This window comes from Microbispora cellulosiformans, from assembly GCF_008728085.1.
Lineage (GTDB): Bacteria > Actinomycetota > Actinomycetes > Streptosporangiales > Streptosporangiaceae > Microbispora > Microbispora amethystogenes.
Window position 1 is genome coordinate 38,821 of record NZ_VYTZ01000013.1, and the last position, 16,538, is coordinate 55,358.

The 16,538-nt window shown below is 70.5% G+C and carries 15 protein-coding genes; 7 read left to right on the forward strand and 8 right to left on the reverse strand.

The window, feature by feature from the left end; translation table 11 throughout:
* Positions 1-81: 81 nt before the first annotated feature.
* The 7 genes from F5972_RS28850 to F5972_RS28880 form a co-directional block, all read right to left on the reverse strand.
* Positions 82-834: a succinate dehydrogenase/fumarate reductase iron-sulfur subunit gene (locus tag F5972_RS28850; RefSeq protein ID WP_150937857.1), complete on the reverse strand. Its 753-nt coding sequence runs from the start codon at positions 832-834 to the stop codon at positions 82-84.
* Positions 834-2,726, reverse strand: coding sequence for a fumarate reductase/succinate dehydrogenase flavoprotein subunit (locus tag F5972_RS28855; RefSeq protein WP_150937859.1), 1,893 nt, complete (start codon positions 2,724-2,726; stop codon positions 834-836). Before F5972_RS28855 ends, F5972_RS28850 begins: the two co-directional genes overlap by 1 nt.
* Positions 2,727-2,753: 27 nt before the next feature.
* Positions 2,754-3,557: a hypothetical protein gene (locus tag F5972_RS28860; protein ID WP_150937861.1), complete on the reverse strand. Its 804-nt coding sequence runs from the start codon at positions 3,555-3,557 to the stop codon at positions 2,754-2,756.
* A 195-nt stretch (positions 3,558-3,752) separates the two neighbouring features.
* The gene (locus F5972_RS28865; protein WP_150937862.1) at positions 3,753-4,190 is read right to left on the reverse strand and encodes a response regulator; all 438 of its coding nucleotides are present in this window, start codon (positions 4,188-4,190) and stop codon (positions 3,753-3,755) included.
* Positions 4,183-5,826 (reverse strand): sensor histidine kinase, encoded by a 1,644-nt coding sequence (locus tag F5972_RS28870; RefSeq protein ID WP_150937864.1) that lies wholly within the window; start codon positions 5,824-5,826, stop codon positions 4,183-4,185. The genes F5972_RS28865 and F5972_RS28870 overlap by 8 nt, the downstream gene beginning before the upstream one ends.
* A complete protein-coding gene (locus F5972_RS28875) occupies positions 5,823-7,010 on the reverse strand; it encodes a PP2C family protein-serine/threonine phosphatase (RefSeq protein WP_150937866.1) in 1,188 nt (395 codons plus the stop codon). Before F5972_RS28875 ends, F5972_RS28870 begins: the two co-directional genes overlap by 4 nt.
* A gap of 118 nt (positions 7,011-7,128) precedes the next feature.
* A complete protein-coding gene (locus F5972_RS28880; RefSeq protein WP_150937868.1) occupies positions 7,129-8,055 on the reverse strand; it encodes a LysR family transcriptional regulator in 927 nt (308 codons plus the stop codon).
* A 247-nt stretch (positions 8,056-8,302) separates the two neighbouring features.
* Between F5972_RS28880 and F5972_RS28885 the strand changes: the two genes are divergently transcribed.
* The 4 genes from F5972_RS28885 to F5972_RS28900 all read left to right on the forward strand — a co-directional run bounded on the left by F5972_RS28885 (position 8,303) and on the right by F5972_RS28900 (position 12,366).
* Positions 8,303-9,082, forward strand: a complete 780-nt coding sequence (locus F5972_RS28885) for a succinate dehydrogenase cytochrome b subunit (RefSeq protein WP_150937870.1) — start codon at positions 8,303-8,305, stop codon at positions 9,080-9,082.
* Positions 9,083-9,123: 41 nt separating this feature from the next.
* The gene (locus F5972_RS28890) at positions 9,124-11,073 is read left to right on the forward strand and encodes a fumarate reductase/succinate dehydrogenase flavoprotein subunit (RefSeq protein ID WP_150938100.1); all 1,950 of its coding nucleotides are present in this window, start codon (positions 9,124-9,126) and stop codon (positions 11,071-11,073) included.
* Positions 11,070-11,810 carry a succinate dehydrogenase/fumarate reductase iron-sulfur subunit gene (locus F5972_RS28895; RefSeq protein WP_150937872.1) on the forward strand — a complete coding sequence of 247 codons (741 nt, stop codon included), beginning with the start codon at positions 11,070-11,072 and terminating at the stop codon, positions 11,808-11,810. Before F5972_RS28890 ends, F5972_RS28895 begins: the two co-directional genes overlap by 4 nt.
* Before the next feature lie 151 nt (positions 11,811-11,961).
* Complete coding sequence (locus tag F5972_RS28900) at positions 11,962-12,366, forward strand: STAS domain-containing protein (RefSeq protein ID WP_191910360.1); 405 nt, start codon at positions 11,962-11,964, stop codon at positions 12,364-12,366.
* A gap of 5 nt (positions 12,367-12,371) precedes the next feature.
* Here the strand turns inward: F5972_RS28900 and F5972_RS28905 are convergent, their stop codons facing one another.
* Positions 12,372-13,214, reverse strand: coding sequence for a sensor histidine kinase (locus tag F5972_RS28905; RefSeq protein ID WP_191910361.1), 843 nt, complete (start codon positions 13,212-13,214; stop codon positions 12,372-12,374).
* Between the two features lie 169 nt (positions 13,215-13,383).
* Here F5972_RS28905 and F5972_RS28910 point away from each other — a divergent pair, with 169 nt between their 5' ends.
* The 3 genes from F5972_RS28910 (at position 13,384) to F5972_RS28920 (ending at position 16,534) form a co-directional block, all read left to right on the forward strand.
* A complete protein-coding gene (locus tag F5972_RS28910; protein ID WP_150937878.1) occupies positions 13,384-14,280 on the forward strand; it encodes a helix-turn-helix domain-containing protein in 897 nt (298 codons plus the stop codon).
* A 95-nt stretch (positions 14,281-14,375) separates the two neighbouring features.
* On the forward strand, positions 14,376-14,726 hold the full coding sequence (locus tag F5972_RS28915) for an STAS domain-containing protein (RefSeq protein ID WP_150937880.1): 351 nt from the start codon (positions 14,376-14,378) through the stop codon (positions 14,724-14,726).
* A 113-nt stretch (positions 14,727-14,839) separates the two neighbouring features.
* Positions 14,840-16,534, forward strand: a complete 1,695-nt coding sequence (locus F5972_RS28920; RefSeq protein ID WP_150937882.1) for an ABC transporter ATP-binding protein — start codon at positions 14,840-14,842, stop codon at positions 16,532-16,534.
* The last annotated feature ends 4 nt before the right edge of the window (positions 16,535-16,538 follow it).

Sequence of the window (16,538 nt, forward strand, 5' to 3'; positions counted from 1 at the left end):
TACCGGCAGTAGACGCTCAGAACAGAACACGAGAGGCGCCGCCCGGACGAGCCGGGCGGCGCCTCTCGTGTCACGCGCGGGTCAGCGCTGGCGCTTGAAGATCTTCGAGCCCAGCCAGACCAGCGGGTCGTACCTCCGGTCGACCACGCGCTCCTTCATCGGGATGATCGCGTTGTCAGTGATCTTGATGTGCTCGGGGCAGACCTCGGTGCAGCACTTGGTGATGTTGCAGTAGCCGAGGCCGTGCTCGTCCTGCGCCGGCTCCTTGCGGTCCGCCACGTCGTACGGATGCATGTCGAGTTCGGCGATCCGGATGAAGTAGCGCGGGCCGGAGAAGTTCGGCTTGTTCTCCTCGTGGTCCCGGATCACGTGGCAGACGTTCTGGCACATGAAGCACTCGATGCACTTGCGGAACTCCTGCGACCGCTCGACGTCGATCTGCTGCATGCGGTACTCGCCCGGCTTCACGTCGGCCGGCGGCGTGAACGACGGGACCTCACGGGCCTTCTGGTAGTTGAACGACACGTCCGTCACCAGGTCCTTGATGACCGGGAACGTCCGCAGCGGCGTGACCGTGATGGTCTCGTCCTCCTCGAAGGTGGACATCCGGGTCATGCAGCCCAGGCGCGGCTTGCCGTTGATCTCCATCGAGCACGAGCCGCACTTGCCCGCCTTGCAGTTCCAGCGGACCGCGAGGTCGGGCGTCTGGGTGGCCTGCAGCCGGTGGATGACGTCGAGGACGACCTCGCCCTCGTTCACCTCGACGGTGAAGTCCTCAAGCCTGCCCTCGCCGCCCTCACCGCGCCAGACGCGGAACTTCGCCTTGTATCCCATCACGACTCCTTGACGGCGGCGTCGTACTCCGCCAGCTCTTCTTCGGTGAGGTACTTCTCCAGCTCGCCACGCTCGAACAGGCTGATCAGGTCGGAGCGCATCGACGGCTGGACCCTCTCCTCGACGTTCACGCCCGACTCGTCCGGCGTCAGCGTCACGCGCAGCAGCTTCCTGCGCCACTCCGGCGACATGCCGGGGTAGTCGTCCCGGGTGTGCCCGCCACGGCTCTCCTCACGCAGCAGCGCGGCCTTCGCCACGGCCTCGCTCACCAGCAGCATGTTGCGCAGGTCGATCGCGAGGTGCCAGCCGGGGTTGTAGATCCGGCTGCCCGCGGAGGCGGTGTTCTTCGCCCGCTCCTTGAGCTTCTCGATGACCTGGAGGGCCTCGCCGATCTCCTCGGACTTGCGGATGATGCCGACCAGGTCGTTCATCGTGCGCTGCAGCTCGTGGTGGACCTCGTACGGGTTCTCCCCGCCGGTGCGCTCCAGCGGCGCCAGCGCCTCCGCCCTGGCCTCCTCGACCAGCCCGGCGGCCGCCGCCGGCCGCCTCGCCAGGCCGTCGATGTACGCCGCGGCGCCCGCGCCGGCCCGGCGGCCGAACACCAGCAGGTCCGAGAGGCTGTTGCCGCCGAGGCGGTTGGAGCCGTGCATGCCGCCGGAGACCTCGCCGGCCGCGAACAGGCCGGGCACCGAGGCCGCGCCGGTGTCGGCGTCCACCTCCACGCCGCCCATGACGTAGTGGCAGGTCGGGCCGACCTGCATGGGCTCCTTGGTGATGTCGACGTCCGCCAGCTCCTTGAACTGGTGGTGCATCGACGGCAGCCGCCGGGTGATCTCCGCGGCGGGCAGCCGGGTCGACACGTCCAGGAACACGCCGCCCTGCGGTGAGCCGCGCCCCGCCTTGACCTCTGAGTTGATCGCCCGGGCCACCTCGTCACGGGGCAGCAGCTCGGGCGGGCGGCGGTTGCCCGCCTGGTCGTCGTACCAGCGGTCCGCCTCCTCCTCGGTCGTGGCGTACTTGTCCTTGAACACGTCCGGGATGTAGTCGAACATGAACCGGCGGCCCTCGGAGTTGCGCAGGACGCCCCCGTCGCCGCGAACCGACTCCGTCACCAGGATGCCGCGCACCGACGGCGGCCAGACCATGCCCGTCGGGTGGAACTGGATGAACTCCATGTTGATGAGGTTCGCGCCGGCGAGCATGGCCAGCGCGTGCCCGTCGCCCGTGTACTCCCAGGAGTTCGACGTGACGACGAACGACTTGCCGATGCCGCCGGTGGCCAGCACCACGGCCGGAGCGTCGAAGACGACGAAGTCGCCGGTCTCCCGCCAGTAGCCGAAGGCCCCCGCGATCGCGTCGCCCTCCTTGAGCAGGCGGGTGATCGTGCACTCGGCGAAGACCTTGATGTACGCCTCGGGGTCGCCGTGCAGCTTCTCGTCCTCCTGCTGCAGGGCGACGACGCGCTGCTGCAGGGTGCGGATCATCTCCAGGCCCGTACGGTCGCCGACGTGGGCGAGCCGCGGATACTCGTGACCGCCGAAGTTGCGCTGGCTGATCTTGCCGTCCTTGGTGCGGTCGAACAGCGCGCCCCAGGCCTCCAGCTCCCAGACCCGGTCCGGCGCCTCCTTGGCGTGCAGTTCCGCCATGCGCCAGTTGTTGAGGAACTTGCCTCCGCGCATGGTGTCGCGGAAGTGCACCATCCAGTTGTCGTTCGGGTTGACGTTGCCCATCGCGGCGGCCGCGCCGCCCTCGGCCATGACCGTGTGGGCCTTGCCGAAGAGCGACTTGCAGACGATGGCCGTCCGCTTGCCCTGCTGCCGCGCCTCGATCGCCGCGCGGAGCCCCGCTCCGCCGGCTCCGATGACGACGACGTCGTATTCGTGACGCTCCACCTTGAGATCCTTACAACGACGTGCTGCTTAAGCGAACGGGAAGTTGATGACGCCCTTGGCGACGAGGCGGACGTACAGGTCCGCGACCACGATCGAGACCATGGACGCCCAGGCGAACTGCTGGTGCCGCGCGTTGAGCTTCGAGACCAGGGTCCACGCCTTGTAGCGCAGCGGGTGCCTGGAGAAGTGGTTCAGGCGCCCGGCGGTGATGTGGCGGCAGGAGTGGCAGCCGAACGTGTAGCACAGGACCAGGACCGCGTTCACCACGAGGATGACCGTGCCGAGGCCGACGTGTCCCCAGTTGCCGTCCGCGTCGCGGAAGGACAGCACCGCGTCGTACGTCAGGATCAGACCGATGATCGCGGCGACGTAGAAGAAGTAGCGGTGGACGTTCTGCAGGATCAGCGGCAGGCGCGACTCGCCCGTGTACTTGCTGTGCGGCTCGGCGACCGAGCACGCCGGCGGCGACATCCACCACGAGCGGTAGTACGACTTGCGGTAGTAGTAGCACGTGAACCGGAACCCGCCCGGGAAGGCGAGGATCAGCAGTCCCGGCGGGAGTTTGTACCAGTCACCGAACGGAGCGAATCCGAACAGCCGGGCCCCTTCCGGACACGTCGCCGCCGCCAGGCAGGGCGACGAGAAGGGGGCGATGTACGACCCGGCGAGCATGCTCAAGTCGAACATCGCCCAGAAGCCGTAAATCAGGAACAAGAAGAGCCCGGCGAACGTGAGCACCGGAGCAAGCCACCATCGGTCGGTACGCAGAGTGCGCACCCGGATCTGCGCGCGTTGTTTCCGTACCGCGCTCTCGGCCGTTGTCTGGGTCATCGGAGACCTTCCACCCTCACTGACTCCGCGCACGCCGGAGCGGCCGCGCGTGCTCGGGCCAGCGTTGCTCGGGCCGTGCTGCTCGGGCCGTGCTGACCCTGCTGCTCAGGCCGTGCGCGTTATTGGTGGGGCACACATTACGACGAGCACATCACGAACTGTGAGGAGGGTCACTCCTCCCCGCTGTGATCTCGGTCACTTCCCCGGCAGTTTGACCACGGTGACGAAGAATTCGTCGATCTGCCGCACCACTCGGGTGAACTGCTCGAAGTCGACGGGCTTCGTGATGTACGCGTTGGCGTGCAGGTTGTATCCCCGAAGGATATCCTGCTCGGCCTCCGAAGTGGTCAGGATCACCACGGGGATGCTCCGCAGGGAGGGGTCGGCCTTGACCTCCTGCAGCACCTCGAAGCCGTTCACCCGGGGCAGGTTCAGGTCGAGCAGCACGAGGTCGGGCCGCGGCGCCGAGCCGTGCGGCCCCTCGCCGCGCAGGAAGGCCATCGCCTGTTCCCCGTCGTGGACCACGTGGAGGTTGTTGCCGACCTTGTTGTGCGAGAACGCCTCCTGGCAGAGCAGCACGTCGCCGGGGTCGTCCTCCACCAGGAGAACCTCGATCGGGCGGAACTCACTCATCGGGGTCTCCCAGGGCCGGCAGCGTCCAGCGGAACGTGGCCCCGGCGTTCCCGCCGGTGTCGAGCCAGATCCGGCCGCCATGATATTCGACAATCTTGCGGCACAGGGCCAGCCCGATGCCCGTACCGGGATAGACGTCCCGCGAGTGCAGCCGCTGGAAGATCAGGAAGATCCGGTCGGCGTACTTCGGCTCGACGCCGATCCCGTTGTCCGCGCAGCTGAACTCCCACATGTCGCCGTCCCGCCGTACGCCGATGTGGACGCGGGGCGGCTCCTCGGAGCGGAACTTGAGCGCGTTGCCGACGAGGTTCTGGAAGAGCTGGGTGAGCAGGGTCCGGTTGCCGAGGACCCTCGGCATGTCGTCGTGCGTGACCGTCGCCCCGGTGTCGGTGAGCCGGGCGTCGAGGTTGCGCAGCGCGGCGGCCAGCGCGTCGCCGCTGTCCATCTCCGCCCGCTCGTCGCTCACCCGGCCGACCCGGGAGAAGTCGAGCAGGTCGTTGATGAGCAGCTGCATGCGCCGGGCGCCGTCCACCGCGAAGGCGATGTACTGCCGGGCGCGGTCGTCGAGCCGGTCGGAGTAACGCTGCTCCAGCATCTGGGTGAAGCTCGCCACCTTGCGCAGCGGCTCCTGCAGGTCGTGGCTCGCGACGTACGCGAACTGCTCCAGCTCCCGGTTGGAGCGCCGGAGCTCCTCGGCCTGGTCCGCGAGCTGCTGGCGGGCCTCGACGGACGACTGCCACTCGGCCATGATCCGGCGGCGCATGCCGTCGATGTGACCGGACAGCTCCCACAGCTCGGCCGGCCGGGCGACGCCGAGCTCGTGGTCGAAGTCGCCCCCGGCGACCGCCCGGACCTGCCGGGTCAGCCGCGCGACCGGGCCGACGACGGCGCGGCGCACGATCAGCGCGCAGACGACGATGGCCAGCACCATCGCGCCGCCCAGCACCGCGATCGCCGCGTAGATGGTCGACCAGGCGGAGTAGAGCCGGTCCCGCGCGGTGTCGTGGAGCTGGCCCAGGGCCGCCTGCTGCCGGTCGAGCGCGGTCTTGACGGCAGCGAAGCGCTGGAGGTTGGGCCTCGCCAGGTCGGCGAGCGAGCCGGGGCCCCGGTCGAGCGTCCTGGCGACGACGGGCTCGGCGTAGTCGCGCCTCCAGGCGTCGGTGGCCTGGGTGAGCGCGAGGATCTGGCCGCGGACGCCGTAGCCCTGGGGCAGCCGGGGGACGAGCCTGGCGATGTCGTCCTTCGCCGCCCGCTCGTCGGAGACGCCCTTGCGGTAGGCGTCGAGGTACTGCTGCTCCCCGGTGAGCCCGAACCCGCGGATCGCCCCCTCCTGCGCCTGTACGGCGGTGGCCACCCGCAGCGTGTGGAGGGCGGCCGGGTCGACCGCGTCGACGAGGGTCTGCCGGGCGTCCTGCGCCTGCACGAGCGCGAGCAGGGTCGCGCTGAGGGCGATCAGGAAGACGACCAGCACGCCCGCGCCGGTGAGCAGGAACCAGCGGCTGACGGTCAGGCGGGAGTCCAGCGCGGGCGGGGTGAGCGGGGGAGGACTGAGCGGGGGCGGCCCGGCGAGGGGCGGTGGCGCGTCCGTCTCCGGTTCGCTCGTCTCTTCGGTGCTCGTCTCCGGTGTGGTCGTCATGCCCTGATCTCCCCGGCTCCCGTGGTACCCGACAGGCCCGCCTTGCCGCGGGAGACGAGGACGGCGGCGACGTCGTCGTGCATGGCGCCGTCGAGACTGGCGATGATGCGGTCGAGGTCGATCCCCGCCTGGGCGCGGATCAGGTTCGCCAGCCCGTCGGTGCCGAGCAGGTCCCGGTTCTCGCCGACCGTGGCCTCGATCAGCCCGTCGGTGTAGAGCAGCAGCGACCACCGGTCGCCCAGCGTGACGTCGATCGGCGTCCACTCGATGTCCGGGAAGATCCCGAGCGGCGGGCCGGACGGCGTCTCGGTGACCACCCCGAGCACGCCGTCGCGCAGCAGCAGCGGCGGCGGATGGCCGATGACGTGGAGGCGGGCGGTGGTCAGGTCCGGGCTGATGGCCGCGCTGCACATCGTCGTGAAGATCTCCGGAGACTTGCGCTCGTGCCGCAGCAGCGTGTCGAGCGTCCGCAGCACGTCGTTGCCGGTCTGCCCGGCGAGGACCAGCGTGCGCCAGGCGATGCGCAGCGCCGTGCCGAGCGCGGCCTCGTCGGGCCCGTGCCCGCACACGTCGCCGATCAGCACGTGCACCGCGCCGTCGGGCGTCTGCACGGTGTCCCAGAAGTCGCCCGCCAGCAGCCCGCCCGTACGGCCCGGAAGGTAGCGGGCCTGGTGCTGCAGCAGCGTGGGATCGAGCAGCGGGACGGGCAGCAGGCCGCGTTCGAGCCGGGAGTTCTCCTTGCTGACGATGCGTTCCTGGAGCAGTTCGCGCATGGCGAGGTCGGCGCGCTTGCGCTCGATCGCGTAGCGGATCGCCCGGATCAGCAGGCGGGCGTCGACGTCCTGCTTGACCAGGAAGTCCTGGGCGCCGGCGGCGACCGCCTCGATGCCGGCGTGCGTGTCGCCGAGGCCGGTGAGCACCAGCACGGCGGTGTCGGGGGCCATGGCGATGACCTGCTCCAGCGCCTCCAGCCCGGTGGCGTCGGGCAGGGAGAGGTCGACGACCACGCACTGCACGTCGTCGGTCAGCCGCTCGCGCCCCTCGGACAGCGTCCGCGCCCAGGTGATCTTCGGCGGCCTGTCGGCGCCCGCCAGCAGCTCCTCGACGAGGAACGCGTCGCCGGCGTCGTCCTCGATCAGCAGGAGCGTCAGCGGATCGGGCAGGTCAGGTGGGACGGGGGTCACGAACGCCTCTCGGTCAGCGTCGGCAGCAGCGTGGGGACAAACTTAGCGTCAGGGGAAGGCGCGGTGCGGCTCACATGCCCACTCGCATGCCTACTCGCACCGCTACTCACATGGCGACTCACATGGCGACGAGCGCCTCGATTCCGGGGGCGAGGGTCCCGTCGTGCGCGGCCTCGCTCAGGAACGACAGTAGCGTCGAACGGAAGGCCTGCGCCGCCCGCGTCGGCTCCACGTCCTTGCGGTGGGCGAGGGCGACCGTACGGCGGAGCCCCGGCACCAGCGGCGTGCCCACCAGCCCCGGCCGGTTCTCCAGCACCATCGACGGCACCACGGCGATGCCGAGCCCCGCCTCGACGAACCGCAGCACCGCGTCCATCTCCCCGCCCTCCACCGCGAAGCGCGGTTCGAAACCCGCCTGACGGCAGGCGGCGAGCGTCGCCTCCCGCACGTCGTACCCCCGGCGGAACATCACCAGGGGCCGTCCGCGCAGGTCCTCGATCCGCATGTACGGCTTGCGCCCCCGGTCGCCCCCGGAGGCCACGACGAGGTTCTCGCTCAGGATCTCCTGGGTGACCAGGGACGGATCGCTGCTCTGCAGCGGCAGGATGATCAGCGCCAGGTCGAGCTGGCCCCGGGCGAGGTCCCGCACCAGGTCGCGCGACCCGCCCTCCTCGACCCGCAACTCCACGCCAGGGTAGTCGCGGTGGAAGCGGGCCAGCGCGTCGGCCAGCAACCCGGCGCACAGCGAGGGGGTCGCCCCGAGGCGGACCCGCCCCCGCCGCAGCCCCGCGAGCTCGGCGACCTCGCGCCGGGCCGTGTCGGCGTCGGCCAGGATGCGGCGGGCGAGCGGGAGCAGCGCCTCACCCGCCGGAGTGAGTGTGACGTTCCCCCGCGCCCGGCTGAACAGCGGGGCTCCCAGCTCCGCCTCAAGGCTCTTGATCTGCTTGCTCAGCGACGGCTGGGCGACCCGCATCCGCTCGGCGGCCTGGGTGAAGTGCCGCGTCTCTGCCACGGCCGTGAAGTAGGCCAGTTGCTGGAGCTGCACGGCTCAATAGCCTACGGCTATGGTCTCCGGCCATCCCATGCGGCCCCCGGATTGTGAGTTTCGTCGCACCTGCCCGGCGCCTCCCGGCCCGGCATCGGTACGGGGCAGAGAACATAGCCCCCGGCTATCGAAACCAGAACCGCCATGACTTGGACGCCTCGAGAGAGCGAACCTAGCGTTTTGATACGTGACTGCCACCATTGACCACTCTGTCGACCACGGCTCTGGTTCTGTCGATCACGGTTCTGTGGATCACAGCTCTGGGGGACGTGGTTCGGCGACCGCGCCCGTTCCCCGGCGGGACGTGCCCCGCGAGCCGGCCCGCCCCGGCCCGCGTACGCCCGCCCGGCGCGGCCTGTTCGGCACCTCCGCCGGCAGGAAGGCCGTCATGGCCGTCACGGGCGCCGTGCTCGTGCTCTTCCTGATCGGCCACATGCTCGGCAACCTCAAGATCTTCCTGGGCGCCGACTCCTTCAACCACTACGCCGACTGGCTGCGCACCGTGGGCTCGCCCGCGCTGCCCGACCGGACCCTGCTGACGATCACCGAGATCGTGCTCGTGCTCGCCGTCGCGCTGCACATGTGGGCGGCCGTGTCGCTCGCCCGCCGGGCGGCCAAGGCGCGGCCCGTCAAGTACGCGGCCAAGCGGAAGTCGCAGGCCAGTGGATACGCCACGCACACCATGCGGTGGGGTGGCGTGATCATCGTGCTGTTCGTGATCTGGCACCTGCTCGACATGACCTTCGGCACCGTGAACCCCGGAGGCGGCGACGCCACGCCGTACGACCGCATGATCGCCGGCTTCCAGCCCGGCCGCTGGTGGGTGGGACTGTTCTACCTGGTCGCCATGGTCATGGTCGGCCTTCACCTGCGGCACGGCCTGTGGAGCGCGTTCCAGTCGCTCGGCCTCACCCGCCGCCCCCGCGTCCGGAACGCGCTCAGGGCGGGCGCCGCCGTGGTCGCCGCGGTGCTCGTGGTCGGCTTCGTCGCGGCGCCCGTCTGCATCATGATCGGAGTGGTCAAGTGAAGTTCCGCCGCCGCACCCAGCAGGAGCAGAGCACCCCGCCCCTGACTCAGCCTGCGTCCCAGCCCGGCGCGTACCGGACCGGCGAGCCCATCCGGGACACCAAGGCGCCGTCGGGTCCCGTCGAGGACCGCTGGGACACCCGGCGTTTCCAGGCGAAGCTGGTCAACCCGGCCAACAAGCGCAAGCTGACCGTCATCGTGGTCGGCACCGGACTGGCCGGCGGCTCGGCCGCGGCGACGCTCGGCGAGCTGGGCTACAAGGTCAAGTCGTTCTGCTACCAGGACTCGCCCCGGCGGGCCCACTCGATCGCCGCGCAGGGCGGCATCAACGCCGCCAAGAACTACCGCGGCGACGGCGACAGCGTCTACCGGCTGTTCTACGACACCGTCAAGGGCGGCGACTTCCGCGCCCGCGAGTCGAACGTCTACCGCCTCGCCCAGGTCAGCGTGAACATCATCGACCAGGCCGTGGCGCAGGGCGTGCCGTTCGCCCGCGAGTACGGCGGCCTGCTCGACACCCGCTCCTTCGGCGGCGCCCAGGTGTCGCGCACCTTCTACGCCCGCGGCCAGACGGGCCAGCAGCTGCTGCTCGGCGCCTACCAGGCGCTGGAGCGGCAGATCGCGGCCGGCACGGTCGAGATGCACACCCGCCACGAGATGCTGGAGATCGTCGTCAGCGGCGGGCGGGCCAGGGGCGTCGTGGTCCGCGACATGGTCACCGGCGAGATCGAGACCCACCTCGCCGACGCGGTCGTGCTGGCCACCGGCGGCTACGGCAACGTGTTCTTCCTGTCCACCAACGCCAAGGGCTGCAACACCACGGCGATCTGGCGGGCGCACAAGAAGGGCGCGTACTTCGGCAACCCCTGCTTCACCCAGATCCACCCGACCTGCATCCCCGTCAGCGGCGACTACCAGTCGAAGCTGACCCTGATGTCGGAGTCGCTGCGCAACGACGGCCGCGTCTGGGTGCCGCTGCGCAAGGGCGACGACCGGGCCCCCGCCGACATCCCCGAGGACGAGCGCGACTACTACCTGGAGCGCATCTACCCGGCGTTCGGCAACCTGGTGCCGCGCGACATCGCCAGCCGGGCCGCCAAGAACGTCTGCGACGAGGGCCGCGGCGTCGGCCCGGGCGGTCTCGGCGTCTACCTCGACTTCGCCGACGCCATCGCCCGGCTCGGCCGCGACGCCGTCGAGAAGAAGTACGGCAACCTCTTCGAGATGTACGAGCGCATCACCGGCGAGAACCCGTACGAGGTCCCGATGCGCATCTACCCGGCCGTCCACTACACGATGGGCGGGCTGTGGGTGGACTACGACCTCCAGTCGACCATCCCCGGGCTCTTCGTGATCGGCGAGGCCAACTTCTCCGACCACGGAGCGAACCGCCTGGGCGCCTCGGCCCTCATGCAGGGCCTCGCGGACGGCTACTTCGTGCTGCCGACGACGATCGGCGACTACCTCGCCGGGGCCGGCGCCTTCGGGCCGGTCGAGGAGGACGACGTCGCGGAGGCCAGAAAGGCCGTCCAGGAGAAGATCGACAGGCTCCTCGCCGTGAACGGCACCCGTACGGCCGACTCCTACCACCGCGAGCTCGGCCGGATCATGTGGGACTACTGCGGCATGGAGCGCACCGAGGAGTCGCTGCGCAAGGCGCTGGAGCGCATTCCCGAGCTGCGCGAGGAGTTCTGGAACAACGTCAAGGTGCCGGGCGACGCCGAAGGGCTCAACCAGGCGCTCGAACGGGCCGGCCGGGTGGCCGACTTCTTCGAGCTGGCCGAGCTGATGTGCGTCGACGCCCTGCACCGCACCGAGTCGTGCGGCGGCCACTTCCGGGCCGAGTCCCAGGACGCCGACGGCGAGGCGCTGCGCGACGACGAGAACTTCGCGTACGTCGCCGCGTGGGAGTGGACCCCCGACGGCCCGGTCCTGCACAAGGAAGAGCTGGACTACGAGTACGTGAAGATGACCCAGCGGAGCTACAAGTGAACCTGACCCTGAAGATCTGGCGCCAGTCCGGCTCCTCCGACAAGGGGCGGATGGTGACCTACCGGGTCGAGGACGTCTCCCCGGACATGTCGTTCCTGGAGATGCTCGACGTGCTGAACGAGCGGCTGATCCTGGAGGGCGACGACCCGGTCGCCTTCGACCACGACTGCCGCGAGGGCATCTGCGGCATGTGCGGCATGGTCATCAACGGGGTGGCGCACGGCGAGCAGCGCGCGACCACCACCTGCCAGCTGCACATGCGGCACTTCGAGGACGGCGCCGTCATCACCATCGAGCCGTGGCGGGCCGCGCCCTTCCCGGTGATCAAGGACCTGGTGGTGGACCGGTCGTCGTTCGACCGGATCATCCAGGCGGGCGGGTTCGTCTCCGTCCCCGCCGGGTCCGCGCCCGACGCGCACGCCATGCCGGTGCCGAAGGAGGACGCGGACGCCGCCTTCGACGCCGCGACCTGCATCGGCTGCGGCGCCTGCGTCGCGGCCTGCCCCAACGGGTCGGCCTCGCTGTTCACCGCCGCGAAGATCACCCACCTCGGCCTGCTGCCGCAGGGGCAGCCGGAGCGCGACTCCCGAGCCAGGGCGATGGTCGAGCAGATGGACGCCGAGGGCTTCGGCGGCTGCACCAACACCGGCGAGTGCACGGCCGTGTGCCCCAAGGGCATCCCGTTCGACACCATCGCCCAGATGAACGCCGACTACCTCAGGTCGGCCTCAAGCTAGCCGCGACCCGCTCTGGGGACCCAACTTCCGGTGTCCGGGCACATAACCTCCCCTGCTCCCGGGTAACGTGTGATTTGTGTTGGCGTAACACGTCTGCCGTGAACCCGCAGACGAGGGAGTGTGCATGGCCGTGTCCGGTCCCCGTTCGACCTTGAAAGTCGCGTCAGTCGCGCGAGGCGACGCCCTCGTCGTGCGCATGCAGGGAGACCTGGACGCCGTCACCGCCCACCTGCTGCGGGAGGAGCTGCGGCAGGTCTGGGAGTCGTCCAGAACCTCCGTTCTCGTCATCGACGTCGCCGAGGTGATGTTCTGCGACTCGCGGGGGCTGAGCGAGCTGATCTCCGCGCTCCAGCGGGGTCAGGCCGCGAACGTCAGGCTGATCCTGACCGGCGTGCAGGGCGTGCTGCGCCGAGTACTGACGATCACAGGTCTGCGCAACGTCTTCGAGCAGCATCCGACGGTAGAGGAGGCGCTCGCCGGCGCGTCGGACGCGGGTCCCCGGCAACCCCGCGGCCCTGAGATGGGCGGCCTGTACGAGATCGCGGGCGACCGCTGACGTGATCAGGCGCCCTTCGCGAGCGGAAGCCACAGCACGAAGAACGCCCCGCGGGTGGGCGACTCCTTGACCCGCAGGCCGCCGCCGTGCGCTTCCGCGATCTCCTTGGCGATGGTCAGGCCGAGGCCGGTGCCGCCCTGCGCACGGCTGCGGGCGGCGTCCAGCCGGTAGAACGGATCGAAGACCCGCTCCCACTGCCCTTGGGGGATCCCGTCCCCGTCGTCGGCGACCATCAGCTCGCCGGTGTGTTCCCCATGCCGGACCTCCACCCGGACACGGGTCCTCGCATGCCGCACCGCGTTGTCGAGCAGGTTGACCAGGGCGCGCCGGACGAGGTCCCCCGCCCCCTCGACCACGACCCCCGGCCGGAGGCTCAGGCGGACGCTGCACTCCCAGGACCGGAGGGTGGTCTCCTCCTGCACGAGGCGGCCCAGGTCCAGTCGCATCATCGACCCGGGTTCGGCGGCGCGCAGCCTGGTGAGCAGCAGCAGATCGGTGACGATCGCCTCCAGCCGGTCGACGTCGCCGAGCGTCTGCTCCAGCAGGGCCGGCAGGCTGGTGTCGTCCGGATGCGACTGCGCGTCCTCCAGCCGCATGCGCAGCGCCGTGAGCGGGGTGCGCAGTTCGTGCGAGACGTCGGCGGCACACCGCCGCTGCCGCTCACGCAGCTCCTTGAGCTGCCGGTTCGCCTCGTCGAGGCGCGCGAGGGCGCCGTTGACGCTGCGGCCGAGCCGGGAGACCGGCCCGGACCCGTACTGCTCGGGGACCCGGCCCACGCCTTCGCCACGCATTTCTTCCCGGCTCTCGCCACGGTTGACGGCGTCCAGCCTCCGGGCGATCTCGTTCACCCGTCGCAGCGTGCGGTGTTGTCGTTCCGGAGACATGGTCGGTCGCTCCTCGAAGGCCGGGTGGCCTCACGTATCCAGAATCCGCGTTCAACCGCTCACCTGCCAGGACACACCCAACCTTGGTGCGAGACTCCCCCTCAGCTGGGAAAACGCACCCTAGTGTGGAGGTATGGAACGCAACCGTCTCCTGGGAGAGTTCCTGCGGGCGCGCCGTGAGGCCACGCCGGTCGAGCAGGTTGGTCTGGCACGGGTCGGTCACCGCCGCACCCCGGGGCTCCGCCGGGAGGAGGTGGCCATCCTGGCGGGCATCAGCACCGACTACTACTCCCGGCTGGAACAGGGGCGCGAACGCAATCCCTCCGACCAGGTCCTCGTCGCCATCGCCAGGGTCATGTGCCTCGAGGCCGAGGCCGTCGAGTATCTGCACGCGCTCGCCCACCCGTTGCCGAAGGTGTACCGGGTCGTGGATCACCGGGAGGAGGCCGCGCCCACCCTCCTGCGGGTGCTGCGCGGGTGGACGCATACACCCGGGTTCATCATCGACCGCTGGATGAACATGCTCGCGACCAACCGCCTGGCCGATGCGCTCTACGCGGGGATGGAGCACAACGACAACCTGATCCGGCTGGTCTTCCTCAACCCCGAGGCCCTCCAGTTCTACGCGGACTGGGAGAAGACCGCCTATCTCAAGGCGGCGCACCTACGGGGGGTCGCGGCGATGGATCCGCACGATCCGCTCCTGCCGCGGTTCGTCCAGGAGCTCTCGGCGCACAACGAGGAGTTCCGCCGCCTGCGGGGCCAGCACGACCTGCGTCCGAGGACGAACGACACCAAACGGTTCCGGCATCGGCTGGCCGGCGAGTTGGCGTTCGAGTACGACTTCTACACCGCCAAGAGCGCCCCCGGCCAGCAACTCGTCCTCATGCAGGTCGGGCCGGACAGCGCGGCGGAACAGGGGCTGGCGGCCCTGTGCGCCCTCGCCGATTCCGGCGTGAACGTCATCCGGCTCGCCCCGGCGCCCGAGCCGGTGCCGTTCGGAAAGACGGTGGTGAGCGATCGAGGGTGAGGCGTCGTGAACATCACCGCCTTGCCTGTCCCTGTCGCCGTGGGATGCTCAGAGGTGTAGCTTCTCTGTAGATCTTTCCGGGCTGAGGACAGGCGATGACGACGAGACTTGCCGTCACGGTGAGCCATGAGGCGACGCACACTCTCGTCACCCTGACCGGCGAGCTCGACGTGATCTCCGGTGAACGATTGCGCCCCGCGCTCGACAAGCTGCTCGACGAGGGCCACACCCGGCTCGTCCTCGACACCACCGGGCTCGGGTTCTGCGACTCCATGGGGCTGCGGCTGCTGCTGGAGACGCACGACCGCGCCGTCGAGGCGGGCGGCTTCCTGAAGCTGGCCGGGGTGGGCGGCGCCTTCCGCAGGATCCTCACGGTGACCGGCCTGTACGCCGCCTTCTCCATCTACGAGACCCTTCCCGACGCGCTCGCAGCCGTGGCCGACTGATCACGACCGACTGATCACGACCGACTGACCGGCCGGTCGGGCGCACCGGGCCGCGCGGCCGGCGGGAAAACGATTTGCCCTCCGACCTGCGATCTTGCGAGGCTGGAACGGCCATGCGCTCTCTTCCTGTGACCGATCCCGGCACTCCCGACGCCCGCGGGCCCCTCCGGTACCTGTGGTGGGTGGCGCGCGCCCAGGCCGCCCCGCTGCTGGCCGGAATGGGCCTGGCGGTGCTGTGGTGGCTGGGCCAGGCCCTGGTGCCGTCCGCGCTCGGCCGGGCGATCGACGCCGTCACCGCGGCGGACTCGGGAACGCTCCTCGCCTGGTCGGCGGTGCTGCTCGGGCTCGGCGTGCTCCAGGCGGTCACCGGTGTGCTGCGCCACCGCTTCGCCGTCTTCACCTGGCTGTCGGCGGCGTACCGCACGGTGCAGGTCACCGTGCGGCAGGCCGCGCGGCTGGGGGCGACGCTGCCCAAGCGCCTGTCCACGGGCGAGGTCGTCAGTGTGGGCAACTCCGACATCGCGCAGATCGGCAACGCGATGGAGATCCTCCTGCGCGGCGCCGGGGCGGCCGTCTCGATCGTCGCGGTGACGGTGATCCTCATCGCCACCTCGGTCCCGCTCGGCCTGGTCGTGCTGATCGGCGTGCCGTTGATGGCGGCCGCCGTGGGTCCCCTGCTCAGGCCGCTGCACCGGCGCCAGCACGAGCAGCGCGACCTGCAGGGCGACCTCGCCACCCGCGCCGCCGACATCGTGGCGGGCCTGCGGGTGCTGCGGGGCGTCGGCGGCGAGCAGGTCTTCGCCGCGCGCTACCGCGAGGAGTCGCAGCGCGTACGCCACGCCGGCGTCCGGGTGGCCTCGGTGGAGTCCCTGCTCGAAGGCGCCCAGATCCTGCTGCCGGGCGTGCTGATCGCGTGCGTGACCTGGCTCGGCGCGCACTTCGCGCTCGACGGCCGCATCACCCCCGGCCAGCTCGTGGCGTTCTACGGCTACGCGGTCTTCCTGATCGCGCCGCTGCGCACGCTGACCGAGGCCGCCGACAAGCTCACCAAGGGGCACGTGGCGGCCCGCCGGGTCTGCCGGATCCTGTCACTGGAGCCCGAGATCACCGGTGGCGACGCCCCCTTCTCCGCCGGAGAGGGCACGCTTCGCGACGGCGAGTCGGGCGTCGAGGTCCGGCCCGGACGGCTGACCGCGCTCGCCGCGGCCTCGCCCGAGGACGCGATCGCCGTCGCCGACCGTTTGGGCGCCTTCGCCCCCGGCGACGTGACGCTCGGCGGCGCGCCGCTGGCGGACCTGCCGCTCGCCGAGGTCAGGGAGCACATCGTGGTCGCCGACAACGGCGCGCGGCTGTTCTCCGGACGGCTGCGCGACGAACTGGACGTGCGCGGCACGGCCGGCGACGAGGAGATCGGCCAGGCGCTGTACGCGGCCTGTGCCGAGGACATCGTGGCGGCCCTGCCCGAAGGGCTCGACGCGCACGTGGCCGAGTCGGGCCGGGAGTTCTCCGGCGGCCAGCAGCAGCGGCTGCGGCTGGCCCGGGCGCTGCTCGCCGACCCCGAGATTCTGATCATGGTCGAGCCGACCAGCGCCGTCGACGCCCACACCGAGGCGCGCGTCGCCGAGCGGCTGGGCAAGGCGCGGGCCGGCCGGACGACCCTCGTCTGCACGACCAGCCCGCTCGTGCTCGACCGGGCCGACCACGTGCTGTACGTCGAGGGCGGCGTGGTGCGGGCCGAGGGCGGCCACCGTGCGCTGCTCGGCACGTCGCCCGGCTATCGCTCGGCCGTCATCCGCGGAGAGGACTGAGAGG